Source organism: Streptomyces sp. NPDC007901 (assembly GCF_042959465.1).
GTDB lineage: Bacteria > Actinomycetota > Actinomycetes > Streptomycetales > Streptomycetaceae > Streptomyces.
Genome location: NZ_JBIBKW010000028.1, coordinates 49,749 through 71,439, shown reverse-complemented (window position 1 = coordinate 71,439; position 21,691 = coordinate 49,749). Strand labels below are relative to the sequence as shown.

Sequence of the window (21,691 nt, the reverse complement as noted above, 5' to 3'; positions counted from 1 at the left end):
ATGAGGTACGACGACTACGAGCATCTGTCCTTCGAGCGCCGCCCGAACGGCGTCCTCGTGATCATCATTGACCGGCCGGAACGGCTGAACGCCGCCAACGAACGACTCCACGACGAGTTCGCAGCTGTCTGGCGAACCTTCGACGAGGATCCCGACGCCTGCGTGGCCGTGATCACCGGGCGCGGGCGCGCGTTCTCGGCGGGCGGCGATCTGAAGCAGGACGCCGATCCCCGCGCAGCCCTGCGAAGCGAGCGCGTGCTGAGGTCGGGCCAGGTCGCGCTGGACATCGTCAACAACATGCTCGACTGCAAGAAGCCCATCATCTCCGCGATCAATGGAGTTGCTGTGGGCGCCGGCCTTGCCGTCGCGCTCACTGCCGACATCAGCATCATCGACGAGACGGTCCGCATCACAGACGGCCACATGCGTCTCGGTGTCGCATCCGGCGACCACGCCGTGATGCTCTGGCCATGGCTGTGCGGGATGGCCAAGTCGAAGTACTACCTCCTCACGTCGGACTTCGTCACCGGCGCGGAGGCCGAGCGCATCGGCTTGGTGAGCCTGGCGGTGCCGGGAGACGAAGTGCTGCAGCGGGCCTACGATCTGGCCGACCGGATCGGCGCGGGACCGCAACGAGCGGTGAGGTCCACCAAGCGGGCTCTCAACCACGTCCTTCGCCTGGCGGCACCTGCCTTCGAACTGTCCGTCGCCTTGGAGACCATCGACTTCTACCAGGAAGACGCGCTGGAGGGAATCACCGCGTTCCATGAGAAGCGCCCGCCGCGGTTCCCTTCCGCGTCCTCGGAACGGGACGCGTGAGTATCACGTGTTCGGATGACCGCGAGGGCGGATGCGAAACCTCCCCATCCGCCCTCGGGAGTACGGCTGGACTCGTGGCGGCTCAGGTCCTGACGGCGCACATGATCGCGGTGGTGGTACGACCCGGATGACGTTGGCGATCCGCCGCGGCGCCCCGGCGTACTGCTGCGGGGACTGCCGCCGGCTGCGTGTTGGCCTGTCCCCAGTCACCGCGGAAGTGAAGGGTGACAGGGCGCCGGAGCGTGGGAACCTGGTCGGACATGGGGGCGCCTCCTGGACGCGTGTGTGAGGGGGTGTCGTTCGGTTCGGTATCCGGACGGGATGGGGTTCGCTCCCGGTCAGCTCTGCAGCGCCTGCTCGGGGCGCTGCAGCCGCGGCATTCCCAGCGTCAGGAGGAAGCCGACGGCGACGAGGCCGGCGAGCACGAAGTAGGCGTTGCGGAAGCCGGCGTCCGCGTAGAACGTCACACCCCGCATCACCGTGGAGTGATCGTCCAACTGAAGGAACAGCAACTGGTATGTCAGCGCTCCCGATGCCTGATAGAGCAGGGAGGAGATGCCGCTGGCCGCCGGCTGGTCCTCCAGCGACACCACGGACACGATCATCGAGCCGACGGTGGACACGAGCATGCCGCCCCCCAGACCGATGACCACGCCCGTCAGGATGATCTCCACCTCGTCGCCGTGGTAGAGCCCGGCCAGCAGCAGGCCGACGGAGAGAGTGCCGGTACTGACGAACCACAGCAACCGGGGGCCCGTTCTGCGCAGCAGCCGACCCACGGCTACTCCCGCCAGGACGGTGACCACGCCGGCCGCGATACCGACGACCGCGGTGTGGGTGACACTCCACCCCAGGCCGTCGGAGACGTGCGGGATGGCCGGATACAGGGCGAGGAAGGTCAGGACCGTCGGCACGACGAAGAACACGCCCTGCACCAGTGACGGCACGATCACGGCTGCGGCGACCGCACGCCTGGCGAGGATCCGCACGTGGACGACCGGCTGCTGGACGCGCAGCTCCACCAGCACGAAGCCCACGAGGGCGGCCACGCCCGCCACCAGGCAGATCATGGTGCCGGCCGCGGTCCATCCCCAGCTGCCGCCCTTGCCGATTCCGAAGACGAGCAGGGCCACCCCACCGCCGAGCAGCAGACCGCCCGCCCAGTCGAAGTTCCTGACGGTGCCCTTGCGGGGTGTTTCGGGCATCGCCAGCAGGCATGCTCCCGCCACGAGGGTCGAGATCACCAGTGACCAAAGGGCCGCACGCCAGCCGAAGTCGTCGATGAGCCAACCGGCCAGCAGCGGACTGCCGACCTGCGCGATGCCGATCGACCCCGTGATGATCCCGTACACCGTGGACACCCATGCCCGGGGAAAGATCTCGCGTACGCTCGCCATGACCAGCGGCACCACCGGCCCGTAGAAGCCTCCCATGGCGCGGCCGATGAGCATGACCGTGAAGTTGGGGGCCACCGCCGCGACGATGTCACCGACCAGGCCGGCCGCGGTGAGGATGACCATGATGCGGCGTTTGCCGAAGACGGAGCCCAGTTTCATGGCGAACGGCACGGTCATCAGCGAGACCAGGACGAAGGTCACTGTGAACCAGGCGATGTGTGGGGTGCGCATGTGCTCGGCGATCTGTGGCATGGCGTTGCTGCCGATCGATCCCACGACGGTCAGCAGCTGGGCGGGCCAGACGAGAAGAAGTGCCACTGCGAGCGGTCGGGATACGGCGGGCCGGCTGTCGGCGGTCTCGGCCGCCGCAGCTGGCTGAAGGGAAGAGGACACGGCTCGTACTCCTCTGATGAGGTGAGGGACGGCAACGGGGCAACCGGCGGGGCGCAAGGACGCGGGGCCTGTGCGGGGTTGCGGCGCAGCAGGACACGAAAGGCCTTGGAAGGGCGGCGTGCTTGCGGCTCTGACTCGGGCGTGCGGCAGCAACAGGACGCGTAATGCTGCAAGGTGATGCGGCGGCCGTGGGTGAGCGGTCGGCGTTCCGGGAACGGCGTGGGCGACTACGGCGAGGGACACAGGTGGAGCACGGGCACATGCACGGGCCGTGCTCCACCCAGAGCTGGAGCGTTGTCAGGCGTCGGTGACGGCGGCCTCACGCATGGCGGCCTCGGCGGCCCGCACCGCGGTTGTCCGGCGGACCTGCCGTGGCCGGCCCCAACCCTCCACGGGGAAAGGACTGTTGACGTGACCGCACTCCTTGCACGTGCGGATCTCGTCCCTGTTGCGCAGTGCCGCGAACTGGGTGGAACCGACCATGGTCGGGAACTGACGGACCGCCTCGTCCGCCCCCTGGGCCGGTGGCGAGGCGTCGTACTCGTGGCGCAGAAGTTCGGAACGGCAATCCTCAACCGCGAGTTCACTCCGTGCAGGTTCTGCGTGGCGATGATCTGCCCGGGCGACAGAGGCGAGTTGTGGGCGCCGTAGCGGATCACGACGTCGCAGACAGTGTGCCAGTGGTAGAACTGCCCGTGCTCCTGCGCCGGGCCGCCCTGCAGAACGTTCCCGCAGGGGACGACGGCGCCGGCACGGGCCCATACCGGTGAGCCATGTGCCGTCGTCGCTGAAGTCGAGCACCCCGCGCCACAGCAGTCGCACTCGGTGGTCGGCCCACAGAGCCGCGAGCGGGTCCACGCGCAGCAAAACCTGCTGGCCGCCGTCCGCGGGCGGCTTGATGTTGTTCAGCAGCGAGTCCTGGGCCGGTTCGGCGGACCGAGCGCGCATCACGCTCACCGCTTTCTCGACCTCGTCAAGGCTGGGCTCAAGGGCAGACATACCGGGCTCCTTTGCGAAGATCGCAACGGACGGGAAGGCTCTTGTAGCGCTATGCGGAACACTGGCCGTCAGTGTGATACCAAATACGCGGCTCGGCAACCGTCGTGCCGGAGGTATTGCGTTTCGGCATGCGTAGAGCGGCCGGACTCCCTGGGGAGTTCCGGCCGCTCGTGGGGATGCGCGATCAGCCGACGCGGTCGCTCAGCTCCTTGGCCATGCGTACGACCGTGTCGGCGAAGTCGTGATGGGCGCGGCGCGCGGACGGCCTCGCTTGTCCCGGACGAGGGCGGCGATCTCGCTGGCGTCGCCGGGTGTGTTCATGGCGGCGTATCCGCGTTCGCGCACCTCGGCCAGCTGTGCCCGCGGTTCGGTGTTGTGTGCGGGCAGGGTCCAGCCGATCCGACCGCCCGTGCGCACGGCTTGGCTGCTCTCCACGCTGTTGAGGTGACCATGCGTCGGCCGGCGCAGGAACTCGACACCGGGCCGGCCTCGCTGCACGTCCACGTGCGCAATACCGCCGAGCCGCACGCGGCCGTCCTGGACGAGTTGCTGGGCCGTGCGCGACTGAGCGGGACGTCGAGGGACGAGACCGGGCGCTGACGGGGACCCGGGGCCGAGCCCTGCTGGTGCGCCCGACCCCGCGGTTACTGGATCACTTCCAGATGACCGAGCCGTCGTCCGCCGTGAGGTCGGCGTCGGCCAGGTCGGCATACGCGCGTGCCGCGGCCGGGTGCAACGGCAGAGGGGTGCGCGCCATCGCGGCCGGGTCGAGGGGGTAGCCGACGGGGGAGTAGTCGGCGGGGATGTGCTTGTACTGGCCCTCCAGGGCCGCCTTGGTGCGGACCATGCACCAGGTGACCAGGTAGGCGAGGTCGTCGGCCAGGTCCTCGCGGCACAGCACTCCGAAGTCGGAGAACTCGAGCGTGGTGAGGTCCTTCTCCAGTCCCGGGAGGTAGCCGGCGGGCACCACGGCCCGGCCCCACCCCTCGGCCTCGAACGCGTCCAGCACGGCGTCGCCCCAGGGCAGGTACTTCACCGGACGGACTCGGTCGATGCTCTGCCAGTGCGGAGTCATGATGGCTTCGTGGATGAGCACGTCCGCCTCGCCTGCCGCGAACCGGGCGATCGGCGGGAAGGGGCGCTCGTCGTAGAAGAACGAGAACCGGTCCAGGTCGAGGCCGGCCAGCCGCAGCGCCTTGTGCGTGGCCAGGCCGATCAGGTTCACCCCGTCGTCCTGGGAGGTCGCGATCGTCAGAGGGCGGTCGATGGAGGCCAGGTCGGCCACGGTGGACACGGGGAGTTCGGCATCCACCGCGACCACGAGCCTGTCCCGCTGGGGGATGACGCCCAGGGCGGCCAGCCCCTCCAGCTCGCCGGCCTGCTGCAGCATGCTCAGTGCCGCGGTCGGCGTGGCAATGGTGATGTCGCATTCCTTGGCGCGCAACGCCGCGATCTGGTCCGTGCCGCCCCGGCCGTTCCACACGGCGAACCGGGAGCCTTCAGGCGACCGGTCGCCGAGTTCCTGCGACAGCCAACCGCAGATCCGGTGGAAGTTCGCCTGCCCCCAGTCTGCGCGGAAGTGGACGGTGACCGGACGGTTCAGGCGCGGACTGTCACTCATGGGCTACTCCCTGGCCTACATACATGTGTCGTATTGCGGAACGGTGTCCCGCATTTTGCTACTGATGGCAGCTGGTCGCAAGACTGGACAGTGGGTGGCGCATAGTGTCAATGCGCGTTCTCGCAAGATCGACTTTCCTTTCGATCGCGAGTCCCGGAGGAACTCGCACCCGAGTCGGGCCGCTCGGGGCCTCGAAATCCCTCACTCCACCAGCATCGGCGCGGCGGGTCTCCGCGGCGCGTCCAGTCCCGTTCGGGATCACGCACGGACTGTCGGCCAAGTCGGTTCCTGCGGAAGGAGTTCGCACGCAGACCCGCGATCGCCGAGTCCAACTTCCTTGCTTGTCGCGCAGGTTGGAGCACGGGTGTGGAGGCCGCGCTGCCTCCTCTGCAGCGGGTGCCGCGGCGGCGGGCCGGGGCCGACCGGCTCGGTCGGCTACGCAGCGGCGATCGTGACCATGGCATGGTGGGGCGAACGGGACCGCGCATGATCCACGCCTCTTCGCCGCGTCCGGACCGGCGGCCGGAGCGCCTGCGCGGCGCCGACGCGCAAAACCGATCTGATGGAGGCAGCGATGGGCGGCACGATGACAGGGATCGTCGCGCAGGGAGGCCGCGGTGCCGCGGACCCGGACGCGTTCCTCACCCGCACCCTGCCGACGCCCGGGCTGCGACCGCGCGACCTGCTCGTGCGGGTCCACGCCGTCTCGACCAACCCCGTCGACGCGAAGCTGCATGCCCGCATGGGGCAGGGGGAGTCCAGGGTCCTGGGCTACGACGCCGCAGGGACTGTCGAGGCGATCGGAGCCGATGTCACCGAGTTCGCAGTGGGGGAGCGGGTCTACTACGCCGGCGACGTCACGCGTGACGGCACGAACGCCACCTACCATGCGGTGGACGCCCGGCTCGTGGGACGGATGCCGCGTGGTCTGACCTTCGCGGAAGCCGCGGCGTTGCCCTTGACGACCATCACCGCATGGGAAGCCCTGTTCGACCACTTCGGGCTCTCCGCCGAGAGCACGGGAACCCTGCTGGTACTCGCCGGGGCGGGTGGCGTCGGCTCGATCGCCCTCCAGCTCGCCAAGCGGCTGACGAACCTGCGAGTGATCGCGACGGCCTCCCGGCCCGAGTCCCGCGCGTGGGCACTGGCCCACGGCGCCGACCACGTCGTCGACCACCATGACCTGGTCAAGGAGGTGAAGAGGGCCGCGCCCCTGGGCGTGGACTACATCCTGGCTCCGCACACCGAGGGCAACGTGCAGGCTTTCGCGGAAATCGCCGTACCGTTCGGCCGGGTGGCCGCGCTTGATTCCCCCACGGCGCTCGACATCCTTCCCCTGAAGGACAAGTCGGTCACCTGGCACTGGGTCAAGATGTTCACCCGCCCCATGTTCGAGACACAGGACATGGCCGCGCACCGGCGGCTGCTCGACCGCACCGCCGAGCTCGTCGAGGCAGGGACGATCCGCACCACGATGGCCACCACTCTGCACGGGATCACGACGGACACCATCCGCCGGGCACACCTGGAGGTGCTGTCGGGAAGGACGGTCGGCAAGATCGTGCTCACCGCCACCTGGTGACCGCGGCGGTCCGAGGTGTTGACAAACTCCCACCCTCGTGCCACTAGCAGGTGATATGCTGACCGTTCCTGTACATACATGTTGCCGAAACGGGGGCCGCCATGTTGGACCGATCGAGCCCGACGCCGCTGCATGTACAGCTGGAAGAGGCGATCAAGGACAGAATCGCCGACGAGGAGTGGCTGCCGAACAAGCAGATCCCGTCCGAGAACGAGCTGAGCGCGACGTACGGACTGAGCCGGATGACCGCGCGGGCGGTGATCACGAGGCTCGTCCAGCAGGGGCTGGTCTACAGGGTTCCCGGCAAGGGGACCTTTGTGGCCGAACCCAAGATTGCCAACAGGGCGCACCTGCCGATCGGCATCCAGCGCCAGCTCGACGACCTGGGGATCTCCAGCAAGACCATTCTGCTGAACTCCTCCAAGGTGGAGGCGCCGGGGCGGGTGCGCAAGGAGCTGGGGCTCGGCGAAGGCGACACGGTGTACCGGATCGAGCGGCTGCGGACCGTGCACGGCGAACCGCTGAGCATCCACCTCTCCTACATCCCCGTGGGTGTGTGCCCGGACCTGGGTGACAAGGACCTGGAGGGTGTGCAGCTGCGCGACGTGCTGGAATCGGACTACGGTCTGAAGCCGGCGCGGGTCGTCGAGTCCGTCGAGACGGCGTTGGCCAGCGAGCGCGACGCCCAACTGCTCCAGGTGAAACCCGGCTTCACCCTCCTGCAGCTTGAGGAGACCAACTACGCGTCCTCGGGCGGGCCGTTCGAGTACTGCCACGTGCTCTTCCGTGGCGACAAGATGAAGGTGACCTTCGAGTTCCACCGCCCGCCGGAGTGAGCGTCGCACGCTCGAGTGACGCTGTCGGTGAGCCGTCCGGCGGCACCCGCCGGCTGCCCGGCGAGGGACGCTGCCGGGGCTTTGACAGGTCGTCACCGGGCGGTTAGGCGATCACCCGCGGCCGAGGGGTGGCGGCGTTCGGTGTGGTGAACCCTCATGGCGGTGCGGAACAGCCTGCATCACCGCCCCCGGCGCCCGGAAGCCGGGCTGCCGGCAGCCCGGAACCACTTCGTCCGTGCCTTCGAAGTCCCTGACCGATTGCCGTCGGGCGCCCCGCTCTCACGGCGCGTCCGATGCCGGCCATGCCGGACTTCGTGCTGCTGTGGTGGCCCGCTGTGGGCTGCTCGGCATCCCGCATCCGAAGCCTCCCGGGTGGGCCACATGGTGTCGGCCTTCTCGATGTGTGGACGCGTGCGTGCGCGAACGTCATGGATCCGATCGGTTGACATGCGGGGAGCGACCACCTAGCTTTCCCTGTATATACAGGTAATGCCTCAGTAACTCAGGTGTATCTACTTGTGGAGTGAGGCTCCCGCGTACTCCTCCTGTAGCGCAGGAAGGCGAGAAGATGCCCCATGTCAACTACCGGTCTGCCGGTGCCGGGCGCACCGGAGTGCACTACACGCTCGGCGCTCTGACCGCGGACGCGGCCCGCGGTCACGAGGGCGACGTCCGCCGGGTTCGCGACCTCCTTCTGGAGCGCCGGGACTTCGAAGCGCTCAACCGGTGCGCGAGCGCGGTGGCGGTGACGGACCGGTTCCGTGACGTCATCAGGACGTTCGCCGTGCCCGAGGGGGAAATCCCGGCAGGCTTCCGGATCGAGAGCTCACTGGAGCCCGACGGTCTGCTGTCGGTCGACCTCGTGCGCGACATCGGCTTCGACGGGAACGGCGTTCGCCGGCCGACCGGTGTCGTGTACTCCGCGGACTCCGCCAACCCGTACGAGGTCGCCCCCGTCGCGGGTCTGCTGGGCAACCTCACCTGCAACCCCGGGATCGTCTACGACCTGTTCATCAACAATCCCGAGGCGAACGTCGGGCGCAAGTTCCACACGCTGGAGGAGGTGATGACGGAGCTCGGCGACGTCCTCGGTCCCGGCTGTGACGTCAGCGTCGAGATCGAGAACCCCTTCGAGCCGGACTTCGACAAGATCCTTGACGAGATCGCGGTGTACCGCGAGATCCTCTCGCCGTACCGGCTCGTGGTGAAGGTCCCGCACACCGGCCCGGTGAACGCCGGCAACGTGCACGAGTTGATGAGCGGCGACCGGAAGCTGGGCGCGCACTACGCCTCCCCGTCCACGCAGGACGCGTTCCGGTCGCACACCCTCGCTCTGGCCCTGCGCGAGCACGGCTACCGCGTCAACTACACGCTCATGTTCGAGCCGTACCAGAGCGCCCTGGCGCTGCAGGCGAAGCCGTACTTCATCAACAGCTTCATCCGCCACCGGCTCTCCCAGGCCAGGCACGTGCGTGATCTCGTCGCCTCCTACCGTGCCACCCGGGACAGGTCCCGCCTCGAGCAGTTGAGGACGTTCCTCGTCGACACCGACCACTTGTCCGCCTCGGGCGGCGACCGTGAACTCATCGACGTCCTGCACTACGGCGAGGATCTCGTCTCCTACCGGCACCTGAACGACGCGGAGGGGTGGGACGGCCTGGACGCCGTCCGGCACAACCTGCGCCTGCTCAAGCAGTCCCACCTGCCCGACACCCGTCTGATCGTGTGCAGCATGGAGGGCGCCAACTACCGGGATCTCGACAAGCTGATGACCGATCCCGAGTTCGCGGACGTCGTCGACCGGCTGGTCATCACGGCCGAGCCCGAGTACCTCGCGCGCTTCGCCTCGGCGAACCAGGTCGTGTCGTACCAGCGCCGCTTCATGAACGCGGCGGCCACGGCCCCGGTCGGCCATGACTGACCGGCGCGACAGCGACCCCGTCAGACGACACCCGGCGTTCCGCCCGCCGCAGACCTCCAAGGAGACCGGTGACCATGCCGCTGCTGTTCGAGCCCTGCACCCTGCGGGGTGTGTCCGTCCGCAACCGGATCTGGCTCTCCCCGATGTGCCAGTACTCCTGTGTCGAGGAGGACGGCATGCCCCACGACTGGCACCTGGCCCACCTGGGCGCACGGGCCCAGACCGGCTTCGGGCTCATCATGTCCGAAGCCGTGGCGGTCGATCCCGCCGGCCGGATCACGCCGCAGGACGCCGGATTGTGGAACGACAGGCAGGCCGAGGGCTGGGCCCGCATCGTGGACTTCGTGCACGCCCAGGGCGCGGCGTTCGGTTTCCAGATCTCCCATGCCGGCCGCAAGGCCTCCACCTGGCGTGGCTTTCCCGGTGAGCCGTCCGGCGTGCTGCCCCCCGACCGGGGTGGGTGGACCACGGTCGCTCCGTCCACGAGGGAACACCCGGGCCGCCCCGCGCCCCGGGCGCTGACCCGGGACGAGATGAAAGGTGTCGCCACCCGGTTCGCGGACGCCGCGCGGCGCGCGCACCGGGCGGGTGCCGACGTCCTGGAGATCCACGCCGCGCACGGGTATCTGCTGCACGAGTTCCTCTCGCCCCTGGCCAACGACCGGACCGACGAGTACGGGGGATCCTTCGAGGGACGCGTGCGTTTCCCCCTGGAAGTCGTCGAAGCCGTCCGGAAGGTCTGGCCGGACCGCAAACCGCTGTTCGTGCGCGTCTCGGCGACCGACTGGCTGCCGGACGCCTGGGACATCGAACAGACCAGCAGGTTCGCGGGGCTCATGCGCGAGCGGGGCGTGGATCTGGTGGACGTGTCCAGCGGCAGCATCGCCCCCGCCGACATTCCCGCCACGCGCGGCTACCAGGTCCCCCTCGCCGCCAGGATCCGCGAGGACAACGGGATCCCCACCGCTGCCGTCGGACTGATCCTCGATCCCAAACAGGCCGAGGCCGTCCTGGCGGCCGGTGAGGCCGATGCGGTCTTCCTGGGGCGCGTGGCCCTGCGGGAGGCGGCCTGGCCCCTGCGCGCCGCACACGAACTCGGCATGCCGTGGACGCAGGCGCCCTACCCGGGCCAGTACACCCGCGCCCGATGGGACGCCATCCCGGACGTGTGAGCCGGCCGATCTCGCGCCGCGGGCGGCAGGCTGCCTCCCCACCCGCCCGCGGCGCGGCACCACCCCGAGGAGAAAGCGTTTCCGTCACTCCGAAGGAGAAAAAGCTGTGCACTCCCGCACGACCACCGACCACCTGCAGTGGAGCGACATCGACCAGCGTGCCGTGGACACCGCGCGCGTCCTGGCGATGGACGCCGTGCAGAAGGCGGGCAACGGCCACCCCGGGACGGCGATGAGCCTGGTCCCGGCCGCCTGCCTGCTCTTCCGGAAACTGATGCGGCACGACCCCGCAGACCCCGACCGGACCGGCCGGGACCGCTTCGTACTGTCCCCCCGGCCGCACCAGCCTGACGCTCTACATCCAGCTGTTCCTCGCCGGATACGGCCTCGAACTCGAGGATCTCCAGGCCTTCCGCAGCTGGGGAAGCCGCACGCCCGGACACCCGGAGCACGGACACACGCCCGGTGTCGAGACCACGACGGGCCCGCTCGGCCAGGGTGTCGCCAACGCTGTCGGCATGGCGATGGCGGCCCGCTTCGAGCGCGGCCTGTTCGGCTTCGGCCTGACCGCCGAGGCCGTGGCCGACGCGGCCTGCGAGTCGATCAGCGCGGCCTCCCGCCCTGCGGAGCGGCCATGCTGAACACCTCTGCCCAACTCCCCTGAACCAGTCTCTTGACTGGCCCAGGCGCCGCACATACGCTCTCGTCCAATCTCGTACTTGCCTGTATATACAGATCTAATCCAGGGGTACTGAGAACAGCCTCTAGGGAGGTCCGAAATCGTGATCAAGATTCGCGGCAAGAAGATCGACGCGCAGTCGTTCGCCAAGATGCTCGACATATCGCTGGTCCACCCCGACACCACCCTGGACTCCATCAAGGAGCTCGTGGCGGTCTGCCTCGAGCACAACGTCCACGCGTGCTGCGTGAACCCGAACTACCTCGACTACATCGTCAGCGAGCTCAAGGGCACGGACGTGCTGCCGAACGTGGTGACCGACTACCCCTTCGGCACCGGCACCCTGACCTCCAAGGTCGCCGCGGTCGAGGACGCGGTCCGGCGCGGCGCCGTCCTCATCGACCCCGTGATCGAGTTCGGGGCGCTCAAGAACGGCGAGTACGACAAGGTCACCAAGGAGGTCCGGGAGCTGGTCAAGGCCGCCCAGGGACGGGAGACCCGGTTCATCGTCGAGGTGTCCCGGCTGACCTCGGACGAGGTCGTCGCGGCCTGCAACAGCGTGGCCGAGGGCGGCGGCGACTACGTCAAGTCGTCCACCGGACGGGAGGGCGGGCCGGACATGGCGGTCATCAAACTGATGAACGACACTCTCAAGGACTCCGGAGTCAGGATCAAGCTCGCCGGGACCGGACGCTTCTGGACCACCGCCGTGGCGCTGGGCTGCGTGGCCGCCGGGGCGGACATCGTCGGGACGCGCGCGGGTGACCAGATCATCCGTGAACTGCCGCTGTTCGAGGAGATCTTCTCGAACATCGAGATCACCAGGGACTGAGGCGGAGCCATGAGGAGCGAACGACTCAAGGGCGATGTCGCCGTGGTCACCGGCGCGGCATCCGGCATCGACCGCGCGGTGGCCCTGGAACTCGCCGCGCACGGCGCGCTGGTGGCCTGTGCGGACATCGACGACGACGCCAACGCGCACACGGTCAAGGAGATCCAGGAGGCCGGCGGCGAAGCCTTCGCGGTGCACATGGACATCTCCGACTCGCCGTCCGTGAAGCGTGCCTTCCGGGAGGTCTTCGACCGGACCGGGAAGATCACGATCCTGGTCAACGGCGCGGCCGTCGCCCGGTTCTCGCAACTGCCTGAATGTTCCGACGAGGAATGGGACTTCGTCATGAACATCAACCTCTCCGGGGCGTTCCGGTGCTTGCGCGAAGTCCACCCCTACATGAAGCTCACCGGTGGCCGCATCGTCAACATCTCCTCCACGTCCGGAAAGAGCGGCGGCAGTTGGGCGGGCCCCCACTACGTGGCGTCGAAGGCGGGTCTCATCGGTCTCACGAAGTACGCCGCCGGCTATTTCGTCAGCGACGGCATCCGGGTCAACGCGGTCTGCCCCGGCGTCACCGAGACCCCGCTCACCGACCAGGGAGCGCACACGGACACCACGAAGGCCCAGCAGGTCGGCAACGTGCCGATGGGTCGGATCGCCCAGCCCTCGGACACGGCCGGTGCCGTGATGTTCCTCGTCTGCGACGAGAGCGCGTACGTCACCGGCATCTCGGTGGACGTCACTGGCGGCCGCTACATGTACAACAACTGAATCACTTCGCGACAGATCTCCGGTAATTTCCTGACCGGATTCTGGTGCAGCACAAATCGGGCCGCTCGGGACGGCGGCACGTCTGAATCTACTGAATTCAAGGAGGAATCTCAGTGGACAGCAAAAGATATGTGATCGGCATCGACGCGGGCACGACCGGATGCCGCACCGTCATCTTCAACCTCCGCGGCGACGAGATAGCGTCGGGCTACAAGGAGAACCCGCTGCGCTACCCGCAGGCCGGCTGGGTCGAGTGCAGCCCGCAGGCGATCATCGACAACTGCTACGACTCCACCCGCGAGGCGATCGGCAAGAGCGGCATCGACCCCCAGGACATCGCCTCCATCAGCTTCACCATGATGCGGTCGAGTTTCGTGCTGCGCGACGAGGACGGCGGCTTCGTCCGGGACATCATCATGTGGCAGGACCTGCGCAACGCCGAGATGCTCCCTTGGATGGAGCAGCAGCTGGCCGAGCACGGCATGACGGCCGACGACCTCTACGACATCACCGGATTCCCCCTCGGGCAGGTCTGGCCCTCGTCGAAGATCTACTGGGTCAAGAAGCACCACCCGGAGCTGTACGAGCGCACCGCCCTCATCCACAGCATCCACGCCCTCGTCATGAAGGCCTACGGCGCCGACGACTACATCGACGACACCGACGACGCGGGCTGGTGGCAGATCGTCGACGGCGACACCTTCCAGTACGACCACAAGCTGGCCGGGATCTTCGGTGTCGACGCGGCGAAGTACTCGAAGAACGTGCCGTCGGGCACCGTCGCGGGCGCAGTGACCAGGGAGGTGGCGGAGAAGACCGGCCTGGCCGAGGGGACCCCCCTGGTCGTCGGCAGCGGCGACCACCAGTGCGCAGCCGTCGGTCTCGGCAACATCACCGAGGGCATGGCCTCCCTCGTGCTGGGCACGGCCGGCGTCATCGTGGCCCAGTCCGAACAGCCGGTGCGTGACCCCAACAGGAAGGCCCACGTGATCGGGTCGGCCCTGCACAAGTGGGAGATCGAGGGACACGCGAGCGCGGCGGCCAGCAGCTTCAAGTGGGTGCGCCAGACGTTCGGCCAGCTGGAGATGACCGCGCAGGAGCTGACCGGCATCGACTGCTACGACCTCCTGACCCGGCAGGCGGCCCAGTCCCGTCCGGGCGCGCAGGGCCTCGTCTTCGTCCCGTGGCTGGCCGGCGCGGCCTGCCCCTTCTACAACGCCGATGCCCGGGGCGCCTTCGTCGGCATGACGTTCGGGCACAACAAGTCCGACATCGTGCGGGCGGCGATGGAGGGCGTCTGCTACGAGATGCGCGCGATGATCGACGCCATCAACCAGGCCGGTCTTCCCGACTTCGAGTTCTTCCGCATATCCGGCGGCGCCGCACGCTCGCCGCTGTGGAACCAGATCTCCGCCGACGTGTACGGCAAGCCCGTGGAGACCGTCAAGGCGAAGGAGGCCACCGCCCTGGGCGCCGCGATGATCGGCGCGGTCGGAGCCGGCGTCTTCGGCAGTCTGAAGGAAGCCGTCGACGAGATGGTCCACGTGGTCGGCCGCTGGGAGCCCGTCGAGGCCAACGTCAAGGTCTACGACGACATGTACCGGATCTTCGACGGCACCTACCACGCCCTGAGCGCCCGGGTCTACCCGGCCGTCGCCGCGGCGCAGGGGTTCTGATTCCGAGCGCGCTCGGAATCAGGAAGCGCACCTGAAGGGCGATGAATCCATGGAAACAGTGATCATCGGTGTCGTGGTCTCGTTCTGCGCCGGCGCTTTCGCCGCCGCTCTGGGCGCCGTGGGGGCCGTCACCCTCACCGGACTCGCCGCGTTCGCCGCGCTGCTCGTGGCCCCCGGCCAGGCAGGGCATGTCGACTTCCTCGGGGTGTACGCGTTCGGGCTCTACCTCGGACCGCACGTGTCCTTCGGCCCCGCCGTCGCGGCCGCCGCCTACGCGGGCCGGCGCGGTTACCTGGAGGAGACCGGCAAGAACGTCCTCACCCCTCTCATCAGCACCGGTCGGGTCTCGCCCATGGTCGTGGGCGGCCTGTTCGGCACCCTGGGCTACTTCCTGCAGCGCCTGTTCGCCGACGCCTTCGGCTCCCGCGTCGACAGCATCGCCCTGACGGTGACGCTGATCTGCGTCATGGGCAAGCTCTTCGGCCGCCGCGGCTTCGGCGAGATCTTCGCCAGGACGCCCGACGAGGTCAAGGCGGCCGGCGGCCGCTACAGCGTGCGCAGCCCGGCGGTCTGGCTGTCCTGGCAGTGCACGCCGCCCGTCCTGACCATGGTGGGGATCTTCACCGGGGGACTGGCCGGCTGGATCGCCTGGATGATGCTGCAGAACCCGGCCACCGCCGGCCTGGCCATCATCCCCGCCTGGGCCATCGGCGTCGTCACCTTCTTCTTCTTCGCCTCGGGACTGCAGATCCCGGTCACCCACCACGTGGGCATGGTGGCCGGCCTGGCCGTGGTCCAGAGCTACGCGGTCACCCACAGCAGCATCAGCATCCTGTGGGGCATCGCCTTCGGCATCCTCGGAGCCTTCGGCGGAGAGTTCATCTCCCGCACCATCAACAACTTCGGACACGGCTACGTCGACGCACCCGCCGCGGTCATCTTCGTCGCGTCGGTGGTCGTGAACATCCCGATGAAGGACCTGGGCCTGTTCCACGACCGCTTCGTCCTGCCGGCGGTCGTCATCGCCGTCGCCGTCGCCTATTCCCTCTACATCAGCCGCAAGCTCGCACCGGCCGCGGGCGAGGCGCAGAGCGTGCGCGGCGGCGACGTCCCGGACGAGGTCCCCGCGGTCGGCTGACCGGCCGATCCCCGGGCACCACCACCCATTCCCCCGTTTCCCTCTGCCCCGCGCAGAGTGCCAGAGTCATGACAGGAGGGCCGTGCCATGCCCCAGTACGCAGCGCCCGGCGCACCCCAGAGCGTGGTGGCGTTCAAGCCGCGCTACGACCACTTCATCGGCGGCGAGTACGTCGCGCCGGCGAAGGGCGAGTACTTCGAGAACCCCACCCCGGTCACCGGCGCGGTCTTCACCGAGGTCGCCCGCGGCACCGCCGACGACGTCGACCGCGCGGTCGCGGCGGCCGAGGGCGCCGCGGCCTCCTGGGGCCGCACGTCGCCGGCCGAACGGGCGCTGATCCTCCACCGGATCGCCGACCGGATGGAGCAGCACCTGGAAGCCCTGGCCGTCGCCGAGTCCTGGGACAACGGCAAGCCGGTCCGCGAGACCCTCGCCGCCGACATCCCGCTGGCCATCGACCACTTCCGGTATTTCGCCGCGGCGATCCGGGCGCAGGAGGGCGGGATCTCCCAGATCGACGCCGACACGGTGGCCTACCACTTCCACGAGCCCCTGGGCCCGGTGGCGCAGATCATCCCCTGGAACTTCCCGATCCTCATGGCCACCTGGAAGGTCGCCCCCGCGCTGGCCGCCGGCAACACCGTCGTCCTGAAGCCGGCCGAGCAGACCCCCGCCTCCATCCATGTGCTGCTCGACCTCATCGCCGACCTGCTCCCGCCCGGCGTGCTCAACGTGGTCACCGGCTTCGGCGTCGAGGCCGGAAAGCCCCTCGCGCAGCACAGGGGGATCCGCAAGGTGGCCTTCACGGGCGAGACCACCACCGGCCGGCTCATCATGCAGTACGCCAGCGAGAACATCATCCCGGTCACCCTGGAACTCGGCGGCAAGAGCCCCAACGTCTTCTTCGCGGACGTGGCCGCCGCCCGGGACGACTTCTACGACAAGGCCCTCGAGGGCTTCGCGATGTTCGCGCTGAACCAGGGAGAGGTGTGCACCTGCCCGTCGCGAGCGCTGATCCAGTCCTCGATGTACGAGCAGTTCCTCGCCGACGGGATCGAGCGGGTCGGCCGTATCCAGCAGGGCCACCCCCTGGACACCGAGACGATGATCGGCGCACAGGCGTCCAACGACCAGTTCGAGAAGATCCTCTCCTACATCGACATCGGCCGGAAGGAGGGCGCCAAGGTCCTCACCGGCGGCGAGCAGGCCGACCTCGGCGGAGAGCTCTCCGGGGGTTACTACATCCAGCCGACCGTGTTCGAGGGCGACAACAAGATGCGGGTCTTCCAAGAGGAGATCTTCGGCCCGGTCGTCGCGGTGACCCGGTTCGACGACTACGCCGACGCCGTCAAGACCGCCAACGACACGCTGTACGGCCTCGGGGCGGGGGTGTGGACGCGCGACAACAACACCGCCCACCGCGCGGCCCGGGAGATCCAGGCCGGCCGGGTGTGGACGAACTGTTACCACGCCTACCCCGCGCACGCCGCCTTCGGCGGCTACAAGCAGTCGGGCATCGGCCGCGAGACGCACAAGATGATGCTGGAGCACTACCAGCAGACCAAGAACGTCCTCGCCTCCTACTCGCCGAACGCGCTGGGCTTCTTCTGATCATGCCGATCCGGAGAGTCGATCTCACCGCTGCCGCCGGCCGGCTCCTGCGGGAGCTGGCCGGCGAGCACGGGCCGTTGATGTTCCACCAGTCCGGCGGCTGCTGCGACGGGAGCGCACCCATGTGCTACCCGGCCGGGGAGTTCCGCACCGGTCTCTCGGACGTGCACCTGGGCGACCTCGACGTGGACGGGCTCGACACCCCGATCCCGGTGTGGATGTCGGCCGCGCAGTTCGAATACTGGAAGCACACGCACCTGACCATCGACGTGGTCCCCGGCCGGGGCGGCGGATTCTCGCTGGAAGCCCCCAAGGGAGTCCGCTTCCTGATCCGCTCGCGCGTACTCACCGACGACGAGCTCGCCCCACCGGACTGAGGACAGCACGGGCAGCACGGACAGCACAGGGAGTCATTCATGGACGCGTATGCCGACAGCTACGCAGCAAGCCTCAAAGACCCGCAGCGGTTCTGGCTCGATGCCGCACACGCCGTCACCTGGTCACGTACACCGCGAAGGGCGCTGGACGACGGCCGCCCGCCGTTCCACCGCTGGTTCCCCGACGGGGAGCTGAACACCTGTTACAACGCGCTGGACCGGCACGTCGAGGCCGGGCACGGCGAACGGCCGGCCCTCCTCTACGATTCCCCCGTCACCGGCGCCACCGCGGCATACACCTACGCCGAACTGCGGGACGAGGTCGCACGGTTCGCCGGAGTCCTGCGCGACCAAGGTGTCGGCAAGGGCGACCGGGTGGTCGTCTACATGCCGATGATCCCGCAGGCGGTCGTCGCGATGCTCGCCTGCGCCCGGCTGGGCGCGGTGCACTCGGTCGTCTTCGGCGGGTTCGCGCCCAGGGAACTCGCCGCGCGCATCACCGACGCCGCTCCCAAGATCCTGGTCACCGCCTCCTGCGGGATCGAGCCCGGCCGGGTGATCGCCTACAAGCCGATCGTGGACGAGGCGATCGCCGCCTCGGACCACCCGCCCACCTCCGTCGTGGTGCTGCAGCGTGAGCGCCTGCGCGCGGACCTGGGTCCGCGGGACCACGACTGGGACGCGCTGATGGCGAATGCCCGTCCCGCCCCGTGCGTCGACGTGGCGGCCACCGACCCGCTGTACGTGCTGTACACCTCCGGCACCACCGGCCGGCCCAAGGGCGTGGTCCGCGACAACGGCGGCCACGCCGTGGCCCTGACCTGGTCGATGAAGAACATCTACGACATCGGCCCCGGCGACGTGTGGTGGAGCGCCTCCGACGTCGGCTGGGTCGTCGGCCACTCGTACATCGTCTACGGACCCCTGCTGGTCGGTGCCACCACCGTCCTCTACGAGGGCAAGCCGGTCGGCACACCGGATGCCGGAGCCTTCTGGCGCGTGATCTCCCAGTACGGCGTCAAGGCACTCTTCACGGCCCCCACGGGAATCAGGGCGATCAAGAGGCTCGACCCACAGGGAGGCGAAGTCGCCAAGTACGACCTCTCCGGTTTCACGGCGCTGTTCCTCGCGGGGGAGCGGCTCGACCCGGAGACCTACCGCTGGGCGTCGTCGATCCTGGGTGTGCCGGTGGTTGACCACTGGTGGCAGACCGAGACCGGGTGGGCGGTGGCGGCCAACCCGCGAGGACTTCAGGAACTCCCGATCAAGCCCGGGTCACCGACGGTGCCGATGCCGGGATACGACGTCGAGATCCTCAGCCCCTCCGGCGAGGTCCTGCCGCCGCGCACCGAGGGCGCCATCTGCATCAGGCTCCCCCTGCCCCCGGGCACCCTGCTGACTCTCTGGGGAGACGACGACCGCTACGTCGAGTCGTACCTGTCCCGCTTCCCCGGCCACTACAGCACCGGAGACGGCGGATACACCGACGAGGACGGCTACCTGTTCGTCATGGGCCGCACCGACGACGTGATCAACGTGGCCGGCCACCGGCTGTCCACCGGTTCCATGGAAGCGGTCCTCGCGGAACACCCGGCGGTCGCCGAGTGCGCGGTGATCGGTGTGCACGACGCCCTGAAGGGCCAGGTGCCCCGCGGCCTGGTGGTCCTCAAGGCCGACGCGGACGTCGAGGCCGACACGCTCCGCGCCGAACTGATCGCGGCCGTACGACGGGACATCGGACCCGTGGCCGCGTTCAAGGAGGTGTCGATCGTGGACGCCCTGCCGAAGACCCGCTCCGGAAAGATCCTGCGTAAGTCGCTGCGGGCCATCGCCGACGGCCGGGTGGAACCGACACCGTCCACCATCGAGGATCCCGGCGTACTGGATGTCCTCAGGCGGGTCCTGGCGCCGCCGCCCACGAACTGACGACTTGCACCTCCATCAGCGAAGCACCCCAGCAGAAGGAAGACACACCATGGCGATGGCCAACACGGTGGATCTGGTGACCGCGGCACAGAACGGCGGATACGCGGTCCCCGCCGTCAACATCGTTGACGATCTCTCCGCACGGGCCGTCGTCCGGGCGGCCGAGGCGGCGCAGTCGCCGATCATCCTGCAAACCTCGGTCAAGACAGTGAGGAGCGTGGGCCTCACCCTGCTGGCGGCGATCGCCCGGTCGGCTGCGCAGAGCGTGCGCGTGCCCGTCGCGCTCCATCTCGACCACTGCCCCGACCGGGAAGTGATCACCCAGGTGATCGGGGCCGGTTGGACATCGGTCCTCTTCGACGCGTCGGACCGTTCCCTGGAACAGGCTCGGAAGGAGACCGCCGAGGTGGTGGCCGAGGCTCATGAGGCGGGCGTCGGCGTCGAGTCCGAGATCGAGAACATCATCGGTGTCGAGGACGGGGTCGGGTCCGACGAGGCGAAGCACTCCTATTCGGTCGGACAACTCGTCGAGGTTGCGCACGAGACCGGCACCGACATGATCGCCCCCCAACTCGGCACCGCGCACGGCCTGTACAGCGCGGCACCGGTCCTGCAGTTCCACCGCGTCGAGAGCCTGCGCGCGCTCACCGATCTCCCGGTCGTGCTGCACGGCGGCACCGGGCTGGCCGCGTCGGACTTCCGCCGGTTCGTCGGCGCCGGCATATCAAAGATCAATATCTCCACCGCCCTCAAGATCGCCTACATGAAGGCGGCCCGGACCCATCTCGCCACCGCGGAGGCCACCGGCAAGTGGGAGCCGGTCAAGATGTTCGACCAGATCTCCGCGGCGGTCACGGCGGTGACGCTGGAACACATCGACCTGTTCGGCAGCAGGGGCGCGGCGACCGCGAAGGCGGTGTCCGCATGAGTGCCGACCGCGCCCTGATCCTCGACTGCGACGGAGTGCTGGCCGACACCGAGCTCGACGGGCATCTCGTCGCCTTCAACCAGGCGTTCGCGGAGTTCGGTGCCCCCTTCCGGTGGACCGCGCGGGAGTACGCCGCGCTGCTGAAGACCGGCGGAGGCAAGGAGCGCCTCATGGCGTACCTGGCCGATCACCCCGAGATCGAACTCGCCGCTCCTGGTGAGGAGTTGGCCGACAAGGTCGCCGCCATCCACCGGCGCAAGAGTCAGATCTACATCCAGCTCGTCGACGACGGCGCGCTGCCCGGCCGACCGGGCGTGCGGCGCCTGATCGCCGAGGCGCTCGACGCCGGCTGGCAGGTCGCCGTGGCCTCCACCTCGGCTCAGCACAGCGTCGAGGCGGTGCTGCGCTCGGTGGTCGGCGCCGACATCAGGGCCCGGATGAGCGGCGTCTACGCAGGGGACATCGTGCCCGCCAAGAAGCCCGCACCGGACATCTACCTGCTGGCCCTGCGCGAACTGGGCCGCTCGGCCGAGGAGGCAGTCGTCGTCGAGGACTCCCGGTCCGGCGCGCTCGCCGCCGCCCGGGCGGGCCTCCCGCACCTCGTCACCACCAGCCACTTCACAGGCGACGACCCCTTCCCCGATGCCCGGACGGTCCTCTCCGACCTCGGCGAACCGGCAGCGCCGGCCCGTTTCCTGGCGGGCAAAGACGTACGCAACGACCAGGGCGTGGTCAACGTTCGCTCACTCCACAGGATCCTGGCCGAGGACTAGGCAATCGGCGCAGGCGCCCGGGCGGGCCTGAAGGCGCACACGGCTCGCCTGCTTCAGGACGTCCGGGCGTCGGCCCGGACCTCCCCACACCTGATGGCCCCGGCAGGCTCGGCCCACGTACTGCCACCGGCGAATCGGCCGGGCGACGTGCCACGGGGAGCACCCGCAAGGTGATCGCCGGCTGTCGCGGAGCCGCAGCCAGATCGAAGGCGGGTGTCCGTCCGCCCTGGTGGCGAA

Annotated in this window: 18 protein-coding genes and 2 pseudogenes; 16 read left to right on the top strand and 4 right to left on the bottom strand. The window is 68.8% G+C overall.

Features of this window, described 5'->3' with window-relative positions:
- Entirely contained in the window at positions 1 to 819 is an 819-nt protein-coding gene (locus ACFZDK_RS48875) for an enoyl-CoA hydratase/isomerase family protein (protein WP_390983905.1), read from the top strand.
- 338 nt (positions 820 to 1,157) lie between these two features.
- Here the strand turns inward: ACFZDK_RS48875 and ACFZDK_RS48870 are convergent, their stop codons facing one another.
- The 3 genes from ACFZDK_RS48870 to ACFZDK_RS48860 form a co-directional block, all read right to left on the bottom strand.
- Positions 1,158 to 2,609: an MFS transporter gene (locus ACFZDK_RS48870; protein ID WP_390983902.1), complete on the bottom strand. Its 1,452-nt coding sequence runs from the start codon at positions 2,607 to 2,609 to the stop codon at positions 1,158 to 1,160.
- A gap of 297 nt (positions 2,610 to 2,906) precedes the next feature.
- Positions 2,907 to 3,092 (bottom strand): hypothetical protein, encoded by a 186-nt coding sequence (locus ACFZDK_RS48865; RefSeq protein ID WP_390983899.1) that lies wholly within the window; start codon positions 3,090 to 3,092, stop codon positions 2,907 to 2,909.
- Between the two features lie 717 nt (positions 3,093 to 3,809).
- Entirely contained in the window at positions 3,810 to 4,043 is a 234-nt protein-coding gene (locus ACFZDK_RS48860) for a hypothetical protein (protein ID WP_390035212.1), read from the bottom strand.
- Here ACFZDK_RS48860 and ACFZDK_RS48855 point away from each other — a divergent pair.
- A pseudogene (locus tag ACFZDK_RS48855) lies at positions 3,963 to 4,163 on the top strand (hypothetical protein); the annotation flags it as partial. The gene ACFZDK_RS48860 and the pseudogene ACFZDK_RS48855 sit on opposite strands and share 81 nt — an antisense overlap.
- A gap of 97 nt (positions 4,164 to 4,260) precedes the next feature.
- Here ACFZDK_RS48855 and ACFZDK_RS48850 read toward each other — a convergent pair.
- The gene (locus tag ACFZDK_RS48850; protein WP_390983897.1) at positions 4,261 to 5,229 is read right to left on the bottom strand and encodes a TAXI family TRAP transporter solute-binding subunit; all 969 of its coding nucleotides are present in this window, start codon (positions 5,227 to 5,229) and stop codon (positions 4,261 to 4,263) included.
- Between the two features lie 574 nt (positions 5,230 to 5,803).
- On the opposite strand from ACFZDK_RS48850, the gene ACFZDK_RS48845 reads away from it, so the two are divergent.
- The 14 genes and pseudogenes from ACFZDK_RS48845 to ACFZDK_RS48780 all read left to right on the top strand — a co-directional run bounded on the left by ACFZDK_RS48845 (position 5,804) and on the right by ACFZDK_RS48780 (position 21,454).
- Complete coding sequence (locus ACFZDK_RS48845) at positions 5,804 to 6,811, top strand: zinc-binding alcohol dehydrogenase family protein (protein ID WP_390983894.1); 1,008 nt, start codon at positions 5,804 to 5,806, stop codon at positions 6,809 to 6,811.
- A gap of 101 nt (positions 6,812 to 6,912) precedes the next feature.
- Positions 6,913 to 7,647: a GntR family transcriptional regulator gene (locus ACFZDK_RS48840; protein ID WP_390034318.1), complete on the top strand. Its 735-nt coding sequence runs from the start codon at positions 6,913 to 6,915 to the stop codon at positions 7,645 to 7,647.
- Between the two features lie 568 nt (positions 7,648 to 8,215).
- A complete protein-coding gene (locus tag ACFZDK_RS48835; RefSeq protein ID WP_390983890.1) occupies positions 8,216 to 9,568 on the top strand; it encodes a hypothetical protein in 1,353 nt (450 codons plus the stop codon).
- A gap of 74 nt (positions 9,569 to 9,642) precedes the next feature.
- The gene (locus tag ACFZDK_RS48830) at positions 9,643 to 10,740 is read left to right on the top strand and encodes an NADH:flavin oxidoreductase/NADH oxidase (protein WP_390983887.1); all 1,098 of its coding nucleotides are present in this window, start codon (positions 9,643 to 9,645) and stop codon (positions 10,738 to 10,740) included.
- A 187-nt stretch (positions 10,741 to 10,927) separates the two neighbouring features.
- Positions 10,928 to 11,294, top strand: a pseudogene (locus ACFZDK_RS48825) (transketolase); the annotation flags it as partial.
- A gap of 228 nt (positions 11,295 to 11,522) precedes the next feature.
- Positions 11,523 to 12,251, top strand: a complete 729-nt coding sequence (gene deoC / locus ACFZDK_RS48820) for a deoxyribose-phosphate aldolase (protein ID WP_330351172.1) — start codon at positions 11,523 to 11,525, stop codon at positions 12,249 to 12,251.
- A gap of 9 nt (positions 12,252 to 12,260) precedes the next feature.
- Complete coding sequence (locus ACFZDK_RS48815) at positions 12,261 to 13,025, top strand: SDR family oxidoreductase (protein WP_390983883.1); 765 nt, start codon at positions 12,261 to 12,263, stop codon at positions 13,023 to 13,025.
- A 113-nt stretch (positions 13,026 to 13,138) separates the two neighbouring features.
- Positions 13,139 to 14,701 (top strand): FGGY family carbohydrate kinase, encoded by a 1,563-nt coding sequence (locus ACFZDK_RS48810; protein ID WP_390983880.1) that lies wholly within the window; start codon positions 13,139 to 13,141, stop codon positions 14,699 to 14,701.
- A gap of 49 nt (positions 14,702 to 14,750) precedes the next feature.
- On the top strand, positions 14,751 to 15,839 hold the full coding sequence (locus ACFZDK_RS48805) for a hypothetical protein (RefSeq protein ID WP_390983877.1): 1,089 nt from the start codon (positions 14,751 to 14,753) through the stop codon (positions 15,837 to 15,839).
- An 87-nt stretch (positions 15,840 to 15,926) separates the two neighbouring features.
- The gene (locus ACFZDK_RS48800; protein WP_390034312.1) at positions 15,927 to 17,450 is read left to right on the top strand and encodes an aldehyde dehydrogenase family protein; all 1,524 of its coding nucleotides are present in this window, start codon (positions 15,927 to 15,929) and stop codon (positions 17,448 to 17,450) included.
- Positions 17,451 to 17,452: 2 nt separating this feature from the next.
- Positions 17,453 to 17,827 (top strand): DUF779 domain-containing protein, encoded by a 375-nt coding sequence (locus ACFZDK_RS48795; protein WP_390034311.1) that lies wholly within the window; start codon positions 17,453 to 17,455, stop codon positions 17,825 to 17,827.
- Positions 17,828 to 17,866: 39 nt separating this feature from the next.
- Entirely contained in the window at positions 17,867 to 19,753 is a 1,887-nt protein-coding gene (locus ACFZDK_RS48790; protein WP_390034310.1) for a propionyl-CoA synthetase, read from the top strand.
- Between the two features lie 49 nt (positions 19,754 to 19,802).
- Complete coding sequence (locus ACFZDK_RS48785; protein WP_390983872.1) at positions 19,803 to 20,681, top strand: class II fructose-bisphosphate aldolase; 879 nt, start codon at positions 19,803 to 19,805, stop codon at positions 20,679 to 20,681.
- Entirely contained in the window at positions 20,678 to 21,454 is a 777-nt protein-coding gene (locus tag ACFZDK_RS48780) for an HAD-IA family hydrolase (RefSeq protein WP_390983870.1), read from the top strand. The genes ACFZDK_RS48785 and ACFZDK_RS48780 overlap by 4 nt, the downstream gene beginning before the upstream one ends.
- The last annotated feature ends 237 nt before the right edge of the window (positions 21,455 to 21,691 follow it).

Bases quoted from the DNA above. Each gene is read 5' to 3' on its own strand.
- ACFZDK_RS48875 (WP_390983905.1), top strand. From the start codon at position 1: ATGAGGTACGACGACTACGAGCATCTGTCCTTCGAGCGCCGCCCGAAC.
- ACFZDK_RS48865 (WP_390983899.1), bottom strand. From the start codon at position 3,092: ATGGTCGGTTCCACCCAGTTCGCGGCACTGCGCAACAGGGACGAGATC.
- ACFZDK_RS48850 (WP_390983897.1), bottom strand. From the start codon at position 5,229: ATGAGTGACAGTCCGCGCCTGAACCGTCCGGTCACCGTCCACTTCCGC.
- ACFZDK_RS48845 (WP_390983894.1), top strand. From the start codon at position 5,804: ATGGGCGGCACGATGACAGGGATCGTCGCGCAGGGAGGCCGCGGTGCC.
- ACFZDK_RS48840 (WP_390034318.1), top strand. From the start codon at position 6,913: ATGTTGGACCGATCGAGCCCGACGCCGCTGCATGTACAGCTGGAAGAG.
- ACFZDK_RS48835 (WP_390983890.1), top strand. From the start codon at position 8,216: ATGCCCCATGTCAACTACCGGTCTGCCGGTGCCGGGCGCACCGGAGTG.
- ACFZDK_RS48830 (WP_390983887.1), top strand. From the start codon at position 9,643: ATGCCGCTGCTGTTCGAGCCCTGCACCCTGCGGGGTGTGTCCGTCCGC.
- ACFZDK_RS48815 (WP_390983883.1), top strand. From the start codon at position 12,261: ATGAGGAGCGAACGACTCAAGGGCGATGTCGCCGTGGTCACCGGCGCG.
- ACFZDK_RS48805 (WP_390983877.1), top strand. From the start codon at position 14,751: ATGGAAACAGTGATCATCGGTGTCGTGGTCTCGTTCTGCGCCGGCGCT.
- ACFZDK_RS48800 (WP_390034312.1), top strand. From the start codon at position 15,927: ATGCCCCAGTACGCAGCGCCCGGCGCACCCCAGAGCGTGGTGGCGTTC.
- ACFZDK_RS48795 (WP_390034311.1), top strand. From the start codon at position 17,453: ATGCCGATCCGGAGAGTCGATCTCACCGCTGCCGCCGGCCGGCTCCTG.
- ACFZDK_RS48790 (WP_390034310.1), top strand. From the start codon at position 17,867: ATGGACGCGTATGCCGACAGCTACGCAGCAAGCCTCAAAGACCCGCAG.
- ACFZDK_RS48785 (WP_390983872.1), top strand. From the start codon at position 19,803: ATGGCGATGGCCAACACGGTGGATCTGGTGACCGCGGCACAGAACGGC.
- ACFZDK_RS48780 (WP_390983870.1), top strand. From the start codon at position 20,678: ATGAGTGCCGACCGCGCCCTGATCCTCGACTGCGACGGAGTGCTGGCC.